This window comes from Shewanella sp. MF05960, assembly GCF_050849305.1.
GTDB lineage: Bacteria > Pseudomonadota > Gammaproteobacteria > Enterobacterales > Shewanellaceae > Shewanella.
The window spans coordinates 140,010-153,846 of the sequence record NZ_JBOZPS010000002.1 but is presented as its reverse complement, the minus strand read 5'-3'; the positions used below and the strand labels follow the sequence as shown (position 1 = coordinate 153,846).

Here is a 13,837-nt window from a genome sequence, read left to right as displayed (position 1 = left end):
CGGTTAATCATGTATGCAGTCACTGTTTAAGGTCAAAATAAGGCTTTTTTGTATATAAAACAGATTGAGGTGTTTATTTTTGTGCGGAGTTGTTACGGGTGTGTGGCTTACTTGCCACGAGTATTTAGTATTAATTATCACCGTTTGATATAAGTAGCTGTCAGTATGAGATCAGAATGCACATCGTATTCTGCTTTATTGGGGTCATTCTGATTCTCTTAGAATAAGCATGATGAATAAGCTCGTTGAAATGTTTGGCGCTATATTTTACTAATAACAAGACATGTGGGTTTACATATTTAGACATCAGTTAACGACAGTGGCTACTAGTGAGCCACTTTTACGCTAAACTTGGTATGTTATTGTAAGTTAAGCTAAGTTAAACAGAGTAATTAGAATGATAAAAAGGTTGATGATGCAGAGCAACACAGTGAAAGGTAAAAATGAACATGCCAGCTAGCGCTTCGCTTAATGATGACCTGCGTTTAATTGATATTGGCATGGATCTGTTTATTGAGATCCACTTTGCCAATGGCAAAAAATTACAATCTCGTTCAAGCCTGATTGGTTATCAAATTAACCGGTTTATTTTGATTGAGTTTCCAACCAAAGATTTTTCAGAAGCGTATCAGCACATGCTTGCCAATGCCGAAATCGTGGTAAGGGCAATGACGAATAGCGGCTTTAAAGACATTATCGCTTTTAAAACGTCAATATTATCGGTGGTAAACCAACCTGTGCGCATGTTGTGTTTGAGTGTGCCTAAGTCTATTACCAAGAAACAAGTTCGTGAGCAATTGCGCGTCGATATTAAGCAAGATGTGTTTATTATGCATGACGATAATAAAATTAATGCCAAAATGCTCGACTTTTCATTGACGGGTTGTTTTGTCACATTGGCGCCTAAATCAATGAATATTGAGCAAAATGCAGAAATACATGTGGCGATTTCGATTGATGAAAACTTATCCGGTATTTTAACCGGAACCGCGGTTAAGGTGCAGCAACTTGAGGGGGAAATGACAGTAGGGGTAAAGTTTTCGAATGAACATCCGGAATTAAAAAACACCTTGTTTAGCCATTTCTTAGTAAGTACAGCCAAAAAATAGTGACTGCGTTTAGCGATTTTGAGGCAAAAAAAATGCGCATCATAATGATGCGCTAAAATTCACAAGCAAACTCGGTATATTATGTCTAGCCTATAATCCATCACAGGCTAAGCTTTTCAATCTTGTTAATCTAAAAAGTTTAAAATCCCCAACGCAGCATCACGACCTTCTGCAATTGCTGTCACGACCAAGTCAGAACCACGGACCATGTCGCCACCGGCAAATACTTTAGGGTTAGTGGTTTGGAATGGATTGTCATCAGTCTTAGTGGCTTTTACCAAGCCCCACTCATTAGTTTCGATACCAAAATCAGTAAACCATGCCGCTGGGCTGGCTTGGAAACCAAAGGCGATGATCAGAGCATCAGTTTCTAGAATACTTTCGCTTCCAGGAATAACTTCTGCACGTTGACGGCCACTTGCATCAGCAGCCCCCATTTGGGTTTCAACATACTCGATGCCGACAACGGTGCCATCTTCTGCTTTAATCGATACCGGTTGGCAGTTGAATAAAAACGTGACCCCTTCTTCGCGCGCATTTTGCACTTCACGGCGAGAGCCTGGCATGTTGGCTTCGTCACGACGGTATGCACAAGTCACGCTTTTAGCGCCCTGACGTACAGCTGTACGCACGCAATCCATCGCAGTGTCACCGCCACCAAGCACCACGACATTTTTACCTTCTAGGCTCAAATAAGGCGTTGCGCTGTCTTCTGTCCCCATGATGTGGTGAGTATTACCAATCAAGTACGGTAAGGCTTGAATAACACCTTGTGCGTCTTCATTGGGTAATTTCGCTTTCATGGCTGTGTAAGTCCCCATGCCAAGGAATACTGCATCGTATTCATCAAGTAAACTTTGAAAACTAATATCTTTACCAACCGTGACACCCATTTTGAATTGAATGCCCATGCCTTCAAGTACAGAACGGCGCGTAGCCATTACCGCTTTATCAAGTTTAAATGATGGAATGCCATAGGTAAGCAAGCCGCCAATTTGTGGGTATTTGTCATACACCACAGCTTGTACGCCATTGCGCGCTAAAATGTCGGCGCAGCCTAGACCAGCAGGCCCTGCGCCAATAATCGCTACACGTTCTTTGCGTGGTGTTACTTGAGTCATGTTTGGGCGCCAGCCTTGGGCGATGGCGGTATCGGTAATGTATTTTTCAACATTACCGATGGTGACAGCACCAAAGTCGTCATTAAGCGTACATGCACCTTCACACAAACGGTCTTGCGGGCATACTCGACCACAAATTTCAGGCAGGGTATTGGTTTCGTGCACCAGGTCTGCCGCTTCCATAATGCGACCTTGTTCAGCCAGTTTTAACCAGTTTGGAATGTAGTTATGCAGCGGGCATTTCCATTCACAATACGGGTTGCCACAGTCAAGACAACGATCTGCTTGCTCTTTAACTTCAGGCTGAGTAAACGGCTGATAAATTTCAATAAATTGCGTAGCACGTTTTTTGGCTTCATGTTTTACGGGGTCAGCTCGACCCACTTCGATAAATTGAAAGTCATTGCTCATGATTATCCTGCCTTTACAACTAATTCCGGACTCTTCTGCTCTATTTTAAGCAGGTCAGCAACGGCAATATTCTTCGGTTTAACCAGTACGAAACAATCTAACCAGTTTTCAAAATCACTTAAAATTAAGTTGGCGTGTTCACTGCCGGTTTCTGCGAAGTGAGTTTCAATTAGGCCTTTTAAGTGCTGCTGGTGGATGGTCGATTCTACTTTTTGAGTATCAACCATTTCAGTATTTACGCGGCGGTTAAAGCGACCAAATTGGTCAAACACGTAAGCAAAGCCACCTGTCATACCGGCGCCAAAGTTAACCCCTGTTTTACCTAAAATCACCACGATGCCGCCGGTCATGTATTCACAACCGTTATCACCGACACCTTCGACAACAGCAATTGCCCCTGAGTTACGGACGCCAAAGCGCTCGCCCGCTTGACCAGCTGCAAATAATTTGCCGCCCGTAGCGCCGTATAAACAGGTGTTACCCATAATGGCGCTACGTTCACTTTGGAACGGGCTGCCAATCGGTGGGTGGATAACAATCTTGCCGCCAGACATACCTTTGCCGACATAGTCATTGGCATCGCCGCATAACTTAAGTTCTAACCCTGGGCTGTTCCACACACCAAAGCTTTGACCTGCACTGCCGTTAAAACCAAGTCTAATAGGCTCTTTTGCACCTTTAACACCAATTTTAGTGGCAATAAAGCCCGACAATGCTGCACCAACAGAGCGATCAGTATTGTTAATAGAGTATTGATACGAGTACGGCTCGCCAGCTTCAACAGCCGCTGAACAGTCGGCCAATAACGTTTGGTTAAGCTGACCCACATCTGACGGTGGATTAATTTCTTTCCAGGTCAATGCTGAGTTTGGCTTAACTGTTGGCTTGTATAAAATAGGCGTTAAGTCTAAACCACGTTGTTTATCGGTTTGACCTTCAAGCGCGTGTAACCAATCACTGCGACCGACTAAATCTTCAAACTTGACTACCCCTAACGCCGCCATCCATTCACGGACTTCTTGAGCCACAAACTCAAAGTAAGTCATCACGCGTTCTGGTAAGCCGTGGTAGTGATTCGCACGTAAGTTTTTATCTTGCGTTGCAACGCCTGTCGCGCAGTTGTTTAGGTGACAGATACGTAAGTATTTACAACCCAGTGCGATCATTGGCACAGTACCAAAGCCGAAGCTTTCTGCACCCAATAATGCCGCTTTAATCACGTCAGTACCGGTTTTTAAGCCGCCATCCACTTGTAAGCGGATTTTATGACGCAAACCATTTTCAACTAGCGACTGATGTACTTCAGCTAATCCAAGCTCCCACGGGGAACCTGCATATTTAACCGAGGTAATTGGGCTTGCGCCGGTGCCGCCGTCATAACCCGATATGGTTATCATGTCGGCATAAGCTTTAGCGACACCGGTAGCGATGGTGCCCACACCCGGTTCTGAAACCAGTTTGACCGACACGAGAGCTTTAGGATTGATTTGTTTTAAATCAAAAATCAGCTGAGCTAAATCTTCAATTGAGTAAATATCATGGTGTGGTGGTGGCGAAATTAAGGTAACACCAGGACGCGCATGACGAAGACCTGCAATTTCAACACTGACTTTATGACCCGGTAGTTGACCGCCTTCGCCTGGTTTTGCCCCCTGAGCCACTTTAATTTGCAATACATCAGCGTTAACAAGGTAATGTGCTGTTACACCGAATCGGCCCGATGCAATTTGTTTAATTGCCGAGTTACGCTCGCTGTTAAAACGTCTTGCGTCTTCTCCACCTTCACCAGAGTTAGAGCGGCCACCTAAACGGTTCATTGCAACCGCTAATGCTTCGTGAGCTTCAGGGCTTAATGCACCAATACTCATTGCTGCACTGTCAAAGCGCGAGTATAGCGTTTGCGCACCTTCAACTTTATCAATTTCAATGGCGTCAAGTTGGCCTTTAATGCCAATAAGATCGCGTAACGTTGCCACTGGGCGGTCATCCACTAAGCGAGCAAACTTTTTGTACTCAACATAATCTTGGTTTTTAAGCGATGATTGTAAAGTGTTTACCACATCTGGGTTAAAGGCATGGTATTCACCACCTTCAACATATTTTAGAAGCCCACCTTGCGGTAATGGCACATGCGAACGATAAGCCGCGGTGTGAAGAATTTTTTGATCGCTTGCGATATGTTCAAAACCCACGCCTTCGATACGGCTAATCACGCCTTTAAAGCATAATTCAATAACGTCGCTTGCCAGACCCACCGCTTCAAACTGTTGGCTACAACGGTATGAACCAACGGTACTGATGCCCATTTTAGACATGATTTTACGTAAGCCTTTTTCAATGCCATAACGGAAGTTAAGCATTAATGGGGTCACGTCTTCTATTTGATGTAATTTTGCCATCGCAGAAATTGATTCATAGGCAAGATATGGGTAAATGGCCGTTGCGCCAAACCCCAGTAACACCGCAAAATGATGCGGGTCACGTGCTGATGCAGTTTCCACAATAATGTTGGTGTCACAGCGCAGGCTTTTATCGACTAAACGCGTTTGCACAGAACCAACAGCCATAGCAGCAGGGATCACTTGGGCATTTTGTGCCACAGCGCGATCAGACAATACCAATAGCGTTGTGCCACTACGCGCTAAGCGCTCTGCTTCATCAGTAATACGATGAATGGCTTGCTCTAAGCTTTCGTGAGCGTCGTAGTTTAAGTCGACTGTGTTAGCGCGGTAGTTGGTGCTGTCTAAACCGAGTAGTTGGTTAAAATCACTGAACAATAATATCGGTGAGTTAAACATGACGCGGTAAGCATTGCCGGTTGTTTCGCTAAATAGGTTTTGTTCGCGGCCCACACATGTGGCTAACGACATCACGTGTTTTTCACGTAATGGATCGATAGGCGGGTTGGTAACCTGAGCAAATTTTTGGCGGAAGTAGTCATATAACGAACGTGACTTTTTCGACAAGACTGCCATTGGGGTATCGTCACCCATTGAACCGATTGCTTCTTCACCTTGACTTGCGAGTACCCAAATGACTTGCTCTAGCTCTTCGCGAGTAAAGCCAAATTGCTTTTGGTATTGCAATAATGTTTTGCTATCAAAACCGCTCGCACCTTGTTTAGTCGGTGCCATTTGTTCAGCAGGGATCAAGGTTTGGCTGTTTTTGGCCATCCATTCCTTATAAGGATGACGACGCTTTAGGTCATTATCGATTTCGAATGATTGGTATAAACGACCATTTACAGTGTCTAGGACTAATAACTCTCCAGGACCGACACGGCCTTTTTCAATCACTTCATCAGCCGCATAATCCCAAATACCGACTTCTGAGGCTAAGGTTAAAATCCGGTCTTTGGTAATCACATAACGAGAAGGGCGCAAACCATTACGGTCAACAGCACAAGCGGCATGACGACCGTTGGTCATTACAATACCCGCTGGGCCATCCCAGGGTTCCATGTGCATTGAGTTAAAGTCATAAAAGGCTTTTAGCTCGTCATCCATTTCCGGGTTTGATTGCCACGCAGGTGGAATAAGCAAACGCATGGCGCGGTATAAGTCCATACCACCCGATAACAGCATTTCTAGCATATTATCTAAAGAGGATGAATCTGATCCCGTTTCGTTCACAAATGGGGCTGCTTGTTGTAAGTCTGGTAACAGTGGCGAATTAAATTTATAAGCACGAGCGCGTGCCCATTGACGGTTACCCGTAATGGTGTTGATTTCACCGTTGTGCGCTAAATAACGAAACGGTTGTGCTAATGGCCATTTTGGCGATGTGTTGGTAGAAAAGCGTTGGTGAAACAAACAAATAGCACTTTTTAAGCGAATGTCGGCAAGGTCTGTATAAAATGAAGGCAAATCTGCCGGCATCATTAGGCCTTTATAGACAATCACTTGGCCAGATAAGCTGGCGACATAAAAATCTTTGTCATCGGTAATTTGTTGTTCAAGACGACGGCGTGCCATATAGAGGCGACGTTCAAGATCTTTTTCACGCCATCCCACTGGCGCATTAATCAGAACTTGGTAAATTTGTGGCAAACTTGCCCGGCCAATCTCCCCCAGAACATCTGGATTAACCGGAACCTTACGCCAACCTGCAACACTCAGTGTTTCTCTTTGTAGTTCTTTTTCTAAAATTAATTTAGCTTCGTCAGCGCGTTGTTCGTCTTGGCTGAGAAATAGCATACCGACGGCAAACTTTCGGCTTAAGTGCCAATCGTTTTCTGCTGCGATAGCTTCAAAGAAACCCGTAGGCATTTGCATTAATAAACCACAGCCATCACCTGTGCGTCCGTCAGCTGCAATACCACCACGATGCTTCATTCGATCGAGACCATGAATTGCGGTGCGCACAATGCGATGACTAGCGTCGCCGTCCATTTGTGCTATTAAACCAAATCCGCAATTGTCACGCTCAAAACTGGGATGATACAAGCTCATACAAAAAACCCCCTAAACCTCTACTGGATACGACTCGGGGTAAATGTGAAACATTCCATAGATATGCACCCGAACCATTCAAATTAAACCGAGAATGCATAAAGGTCAAACCAAAAAAATGCAACAAACTGAAATATAATTACCAAAAAAGCGTAACAACCTATCAAGTTTACGTTAACGTCAACTGCAATTATGTTGCTATAACCTTCTGAATAAAAACAATTTTAGAAAGTATTCAAACAAATGGTTACCTTTTGGCAACAATTCGTTAAAATTGTATTTGAAATAAAAATAATGAATTTTATTTCAAATACAGTTAATGGGTAAAAAATTATTCTAAATGAGTAAATATTCATTTTTAGTCATATAAATACACTTGGCATTGTTTTAAACGATTTTCCCTTCAACATCTCAGTTTGCAGCATACTTGAGTTGATCGAGCATTTTATTGATTTAGCACCAAGACAGACGTTTAACTGCTCCCTAAACTGACGCCCTTTTGATAAATATTAAGGGCTTATTGTGGGCTTAGACGATTACGTGAATACTTTTGGCTCTTACTGCAAAGCCCGATATGGTGAGCGCATCAAAAAACTCACTATTGACGCGCAATTTACCTGCCCAAACCGTGATGGCACACTAGGTATTGGTGGGTGTACTTTCTGTAATGTGGCTTCATTTAATGCTCAGCAAGGTCTCGAACAGCCCATCTCTACACAGCTTGCTGAAGGAAAGTTGCGAGCACATTTATTTCCTAATAATGACCAAAAAACTCGGCCTGCGAAGGTATCGAGTGCCAAGTATATTGCTTATTTTCAAGCATATACGAGCACCTATGATGAATTTAGTCAGTTAAAACGCAAATACGATCAAGCCATTGAAGATAAAGATATCGTGGGTTTACATATTGGTACCCGTCCTGACTGCGTGCCAGATGACGTGATCGATTTACTGGTTGAGTACCAACAGCAAGGCCTTGATGTGTGGCTGGAGCTTGGATTACAAACAAGTAATACACTCACGCTAAAAAGGATTAATCGCGGCCATCTCTTAAATGAATACCGTAAAACCGTTCATGCAGCACGCTCACGTGGCATTAAGGTATGTACGCACTTAATTTTAGGTTTGCCTGGTGAAACAACGGTTGATTACTTTAATAGTTTACAAACCGTATTAGGCATCGGTGTGGACGGGATCAAATTGCATCCTTTGCATATCGTAGAAGGCAGCACGATGGCAAAGCAATGGCGCTATAAGCCTATGCCTTTATTAACTCTCGAAGAATATGCTTCTGCTGCGGCCACGCTTATTCGCCATACGCCTGAACACATTATTTATCATCGCGTTACCGCTTATGCTAAAAAACCGATGTTACTCGCACCAGACTGGTGTGCTTATCGCTGGGATGGATTAGTTGCGATTGTTGATGAACTTCGAGAATACGGTGGTCAAGGCAGTGCATTGATTGGCCAGTACAAAACCGCTTAGCATTATGTAGAGAGTTAGGGTGTTTGCATTTTTAATCGCCTAATTGAATGAATTACTACCAAAATGAGCTTTTTTTAAACATTGGTAATACCAGTGGTACCATGGTGTTAATCAGTTGTTATCATTTCAAATAAAAGCAGTGCAATCCATTGGCAAGTCTTGCATAGGGTATTTTACTGGGTATTATGTTTGTAATTTTATAGCGTTAGATTTTATAGAGGTGTCACCATGGCCACAACGCAGTTAGACTCAATATTGGATCTCAATACACTTGAGCAATATATCAGTGCCATTGGTGCTGGGACTTTATTAAAAAGCGTGGTGTTATTTGAGCAGTTAATGCCTGAGTATGTCAGTAGCTTAGTTAAAGCGGATGATGCAAGCGACAAAGAAACCTTATGTGCAGAAGCACACAAGTTTAAAGGTGCGGCAGGTTCTGTTGGGTTAAAGCGTATTCAGCAATTTGCTCAGTTGTTACAACATAGCGAAGAAGCAAATTGGGATGCGGAACATAAAACTTGGCTTGGCCAAATTGTTGAGCATGCAGCTAAAGATTTACAGCAATTAAAAGAGTACTTAGAAGCTAAAGCCTGATGAGCATTAAGCTCGTATGAGTACGCTGTTAACCGTAAGCTTTTAACAGTAAGCTCATCGCAATGAAAGAGAATGCCTCATGTTGATGAGGCATTTTTTATGGGCGTTTGTCATGTCCTCGTTATCATAAACTTGTTATTCGGCCATATTTAATTCATTATTTGAATCAACATCGACAAGGGCAATCGCTTATATGAAAAATCTTCCAAGCCTTAAAAATCTTTATTATTTAGTGCATTTGCATCAAGAACAAAACTTCAACCGTGCTGCAAAAATGTGCTTTGTAAGTCAATCTACGCTTTCAAGTGGTATCCAAAATCTTGAAGAACAACTGGGATACCAACTCATTGAGCGTGATCATAAGTCATTTATGTTTACTGCCATTGGTGAAGAGGTGGTTGAGCGTGCGCGAAATATATTAACCAATGTGGATGATTTAGTTGAGCTGGTTAAAAACCAGGGTGAGCCAATGACCGGTGAAATCCGTTTAGGCTGTATTCCAACGATTGCACCATTTTTACTGAGTCGTGTGGTTAAGTTATGTCAGCAAGATTACCCTAAGCTGAGCTTATTATTAAAAGAAGACACCACTGAGCGTTTGCTTGATGCATTAGCTAAAGGCGAGTTAGATTTACTTATATTGGCATTACCCGTTGATACGAATGGTTTTCACAGTATGAAAGTCGGTATTGACCCGTTTAAGATGGTCATGCATAAAGAGTTGTCAGAAGGTGTTGTACAGCCTATTGATTATCAAAAAATGCCAGATGAGAGCATCTTTTTACTGCAAGCAGAGCACTGTATTACGGGCCATGCGATTACAGCATGTCAGTTAGGAGATAGTTCTAAGGTGAATCCATTTGCAGCAACCAGCTTGCACACGTTAGTACAGATGGTTAATAGCAAATTAGGCACCACTTTTTTACCTCAGATGGCTATCGATACCGGAATCTTACACGACACCGATTTAATCGCGATGGACCCACCTGGTGAAGCACCTTACCGAGATATCGGGTTAGTGTGGCGTCAAACAACCAGTCGTATTTCGACGTTTAGAACACTAGGCTTAGCCATTCAAAAAAAGTTATTAGCACAAGAATTGCCTAAATAATCACTGCTTAATCGTTAAGATGAGCGGGTTTGATGGGAGCAGCACCAAAGACTTCAATTGGGTGTTGCTTTCCTTTTAGGACGATAGGCCCTAAATCTGTTAATTGATATTGGCTATTTTGCTGTTCAAGACGATGCACCACATCCCCAGATAACAACATTCTTTGGCCTAATGGATTACATTGATCTTGCAGCCTTGCCAGCGTGTTAAGCACATCACTAAAGAAACTAATCTCTTGTTTATGCACGCCAACTACAGCCGCAACGACTTGGCCACAATGTGCCGCCGCTTTAAATTTAGGCACAAACCCATATTGCTGCTCAAAATATTGAGTTTGCCATTTGAGTTGCTGGCAAAACTCAAAATAAATGTTCATACAGCGATCGTGCTTTATGCCTTGCTCTAAAGGCCAATGGATTAACACCGCATCGCCCATATAACGATAAATCTCAGCTTCATTGTCCGATACGGTATCGGCCAACATACTAAAGCTGTCTTGAATTAAGCGACTAAAGCGGTAATCACCTAGAGTCTCGGCATGTGCTGTCGATGACACCATATCGATAAACAAGAATAATTGATGTTCATATCGAGGTTTATGATATCGACCTAAACCGATATTCAGCAGCACTTTAGGTCCCACTAACAGTGCCATTTGCTCGATAAACGCTAAGCTGACCCGTACCACAACAAGATAGACCACCAACGCCTGAAATGATGGACTGTAAATAATGTGAATACTGAGCATTTGTCTTAGTGTCACCATGTGGTTGTCAATTGCCCACATATTTAAAAATTGAGTGACATAAGCAAGGGTGGTCGCGCCGAGGAGTAAAAACAGGCCTTTAAATACAACTGAAAATAAATAAGGCAGGCGGCTGATTGCGCTAAAGTCGGCGATTAAATTCGACATCCAATGCAATCCGCCAAAGATAAACCCCATAAATACCGCAAGCGTGGCTAAATCGGCATTACTAATGGCCCAATCGGGAAGCTGTGCAGATTGTGAATAGCGAAAAAACACAAATGACGCCATTGCGACGCACCAGGCAAACACGGCGAATAATAATTTTTGAGTCTGACGGCGTGCTTTCACTAGGAAATTAAGGGTCCGAATGGCTTAGTAATAAGCGGTGTAGTTTATAGAATAACGGTTCGGTTGGGATAGTTTATTTGTGATGTAGATCAAGAGATGTGCAGAAAAATGTGTCCCAGTGCAAACTTTTGTCCTGATGATGGAACTCGCACCCAATAATCGTGGACGTTAATTTAGGCAAATGCATTATTTAAAATTTGTTGCGTAAACTCGATTTTCAGATAAAAGCCACGAGGATTAGATAACTGTATGCTGCCATTTTCGGCAATACTTTCGGTTAATGTATGGCTATTAGCGGCTTTAGGCCGAAGCTGTAACACCTCACCATGACGAGCTGTAATTTTATCGACCTTACCCAATGCGATAAGCTCCATAATTTCTTCCCAATCTTGTTGCAGTTGTTGCGCTTGCAATGCATTAGGTTGCCACAAAATGGGGGTGCCTATGCGTCGTTCTGCTACAGGGATGCTGCGCTCACCTTCGACAGGTACCCATAGCACGTGTTGCAACTTATGAAATACAACACTGTCTTGCCATGTTAACCCTTGAATGTTGATCAGTGGCGCCACGGTGACATAAGTGGTTTCGAGCGGCTTACCTTTATAGTCAATAGGGATGGTTTTTAGCTCAACACCGAGGTGAATAAAGTCAGGTTGTGGTTTTGAACCTGCTAAAGCGCCTAATTCAGATTCGATCAATTGCCCAACCCAACCTTTATCGCGTCTTAGGTTCTCTGGTACCGCTATTTGGTTATCTGCTGCAATATCCGCAAGACGGATACCCGCCATATCATGCGCTCTTTGCATTAATTCATGAATGTCTTTAGGGGACGATTTTGCCATGATCCAATAGTTACCTTTGTATTGATGCAAGTCATCGATCAAAATAAGTGTCTATATAAGTGTCTATATAAGTGTCTATATAAGTGTTCTATATTTGGTAACCGTTAACCCGCTTAACATGCTCTAACTGTTGGTTAGACGTGTGAATACGCCAACTGTAGGTTATATTGAGGCGAACCTTAGCAGTGCCAAAAATAGCGTGCAGTATGCTAGCAAGTATTGATTAACAATAACAAGTTTACTGAGTGCAAATTTACTGGTTAAAAAACAACCTTAAATGTTGGGGGTAACAAAATACAATCGCATGTTGTTTTAAGGTATTGTTTTAAAAATGTTTTTTCTCTTATTTGTTTAGATGGTTTTGACTTGTCCCAAGTTACTCTCTCTTTTCCCTGTATTTCACACATAGTTATCCACAGATTTAATGGATAACTGTTATTCTTAATGTCTTTAACTGATTAAAAAGGTCAAGTCAACGCAATAAAATGGTTTTTTTATCAGTTTAATTTAAAAAAAGCCTTGTTATTTGTGCATAACTTATGAGGGGCTAGGGTATTTAGGTCACTTATTTGTTACTGTTCGTTTTTTGCTCAAATGTTGCGATCGATCGTGTTTTTTATTTTGATAGATAATTAAGCTGTTGTATTTGTGTGGTATTGTTGTGTCAGTTATATGGTTCGTAAAAATGGTTTACTGCCGGTTTTTACATCTTAATCAAGGTTTACCAAAGTTTCGAACAGAGATATCCACAGATTTTGTGGATAATCGACAAATGTAATGGATTTGGCTGTTGATAAAGTCTATTTGTACACAATGTTATTCAATTATCCACAATGTAGGGTATGTGTTGCGCTGCATAGTCGCTGTTAATCGTGGGTGCTTATTGCCTTGCTTACAATGAAATGGATGAGTGAATCCGAGCTAAGTGTTAAGCAAAGACTTATTTTTATGCAATTTCCTGATTTTAATTTAATTATCCCGCCATGTAAGGTGAATTGAGGGTAAATAGAGGTTTGCCGATAGGCATGCTTTGTGAAACAATCAAACGATATAAAATTTGTTAATTTTGGAGTCCATGTGATTGATAGCGACGGCTTTCGCGCAAATGTGGGCATCATTATCTGCAATAAATTTGGACAAGTAATGTGGGCTCGGCGTTTTGGCCAACATTCATGGCAGTTTCCACAGGGTGGGTTAGATGATGGCGAGTCAGCAGAAGAAGCCATGTATCGTGAACTTTACGAAGAAGTGGGGCTGAGACCCGAGCATGTTCAAATTTTAACATCCACTCGCTCCTGGTTACGTTACCGTTTACCTAAGCGTTTGGTTCGCCAAGAAAGCAAACCCGTTTGCATTGGCCAAAAGCAGAAATGGTTTTTACTACAATTAAAAGGTCACGATAATACCATTAACTTAAATTCTTCAGGTCATCCAGAATTTGATGATTGGCGTTGGGTGAGTTATTGGTATCCCGTTCGTCAGGTAGTGTCTTTTAAGCGCGATGTATATAGAAAGGTGATGAAAGAGTTCGCATCGACGACATTAGCGCTGCAAACGCGCGAATTGAGTAACAAACGAAGCAAACAACGGAGTTAACTGATTTCATAGAGGGTT

Annotated in this window: 9 protein-coding genes; 5 read left to right on the top strand and 4 right to left on the bottom strand. The window is 42.3% G+C overall.

Features of this window, described 5'->3' with window-relative positions; genetic code table 11:
• Window positions 1-449 precede the first annotated feature (449 nt).
• Window positions 450-1,109 carry a flagellar brake protein gene (locus ACROAE_RS02380; RefSeq protein ID WP_432399328.1) on the top strand — a complete coding sequence of 220 codons (660 nt, stop codon included), beginning with the start codon at window positions 450-452 and terminating at the stop codon, window positions 1,107-1,109.
• A gap of 125 nt (window positions 1,110-1,234) precedes the next feature.
• On the opposite strand, the gene ACROAE_RS02375 is transcribed toward ACROAE_RS02380, so the two are convergent.
• Both ACROAE_RS02375 and gltB read right to left on the bottom strand, forming a co-directional pair.
• Entirely contained in the window at window positions 1,235-2,641 is a 1,407-nt protein-coding gene (locus ACROAE_RS02375) for an FAD-dependent oxidoreductase (protein WP_432399327.1), read from the bottom strand.
• Between the two features lie 2 nt (window positions 2,642-2,643).
• On the bottom strand, window positions 2,644-7,092 hold the full coding sequence (gene gltB / locus ACROAE_RS02370; RefSeq protein ID WP_432399326.1) for a glutamate synthase large subunit: 4,449 nt from the start codon (window positions 7,090-7,092) through the stop codon (window positions 2,644-2,646).
• A gap of 522 nt (window positions 7,093-7,614) precedes the next feature.
• Between gltB and ACROAE_RS02365 the strand changes: the two genes are divergently transcribed.
• The 3 genes from ACROAE_RS02365 (at window position 7,615) to oxyR (ending at window position 10,285) form a co-directional block, all read left to right on the top strand.
• Window positions 7,615-8,580 carry a TIGR01212 family radical SAM protein gene (locus ACROAE_RS02365; protein WP_432399325.1) on the top strand — a complete coding sequence of 322 codons (966 nt, stop codon included), beginning with the start codon at window positions 7,615-7,617 and terminating at the stop codon, window positions 8,578-8,580.
• 228 nt (window positions 8,581-8,808) lie between these two features.
• The gene (locus ACROAE_RS02360; RefSeq protein ID WP_432399324.1) at window positions 8,809-9,174 is read left to right on the top strand and encodes an Hpt domain-containing protein; all 366 of its coding nucleotides are present in this window, start codon (window positions 8,809-8,811) and stop codon (window positions 9,172-9,174) included.
• 193 nt (window positions 9,175-9,367) lie between these two features.
• Window positions 9,368-10,285, top strand: a complete 918-nt coding sequence (gene oxyR, locus ACROAE_RS02355) for a hydrogen peroxide-inducible genes transcriptional activator OxyR (protein ID WP_432399323.1) — start codon at window positions 9,368-9,370, stop codon at window positions 10,283-10,285.
• 7 nt (window positions 10,286-10,292) lie between these two features.
• On the opposite strand, the gene ACROAE_RS02350 is transcribed toward oxyR, so the two are convergent.
• A complete protein-coding gene (locus tag ACROAE_RS02350; protein WP_432399322.1) occupies window positions 10,293-11,321 on the bottom strand; it encodes an adenylate/guanylate cyclase domain-containing protein in 1,029 nt (342 codons plus the stop codon).
• 233 nt (window positions 11,322-11,554) lie between these two features.
• The gene (gene mutH, locus ACROAE_RS02345) at window positions 11,555-12,223 is read right to left on the bottom strand and encodes a DNA mismatch repair endonuclease MutH (protein WP_432399321.1); all 669 of its coding nucleotides are present in this window, start codon (window positions 12,221-12,223) and stop codon (window positions 11,555-11,557) included.
• 1,077 nt (window positions 12,224-13,300) lie between these two features.
• Here mutH and rppH point away from each other — a divergent pair.
• On the top strand, window positions 13,301-13,819 hold the full coding sequence (rppH, locus tag ACROAE_RS02340; RefSeq protein WP_432399320.1) for an RNA pyrophosphohydrolase: 519 nt from the start codon (window positions 13,301-13,303) through the stop codon (window positions 13,817-13,819).
• Window positions 13,820-13,837 lie beyond the last annotated feature (18 nt).

What these genes read in the sequence shown, in the direction of transcription:
- ACROAE_RS02375 (WP_432399327.1), bottom strand. Translation starts at nt 2,641, where the DNA reads ATGAGCAATGACTTTCAATTTATCGAAGTGGGTCGAGCTGACCCCGTA.
- ACROAE_RS02380 (WP_432399328.1), top strand. Translation starts at nt 450, where the DNA reads ATGCCAGCTAGCGCTTCGCTTAATGATGACCTGCGTTTAATTGATATT.
- mutH (WP_432399321.1), bottom strand. Translation starts at nt 12,223, where the DNA reads ATGGCAAAATCGTCCCCTAAAGACATTCATGAATTAATGCAAAGAGCG.
- oxyR (WP_432399323.1), top strand. Translation starts at nt 9,368, where the DNA reads ATGAAAAATCTTCCAAGCCTTAAAAATCTTTATTATTTAGTGCATTTG.
- ACROAE_RS02350 (WP_432399322.1), bottom strand. Translation starts at nt 11,321, where the DNA reads ATGGCGTCATTTGTGTTTTTTCGCTATTCACAATCTGCACAGCTTCCC.
- gltB (WP_432399326.1), bottom strand. Translation starts at nt 7,092, where the DNA reads ATGAGCTTGTATCATCCCAGTTTTGAGCGTGACAATTGCGGATTTGGT.
- ACROAE_RS02360 (WP_432399324.1), top strand. Translation starts at nt 8,809, where the DNA reads ATGGCCACAACGCAGTTAGACTCAATATTGGATCTCAATACACTTGAG.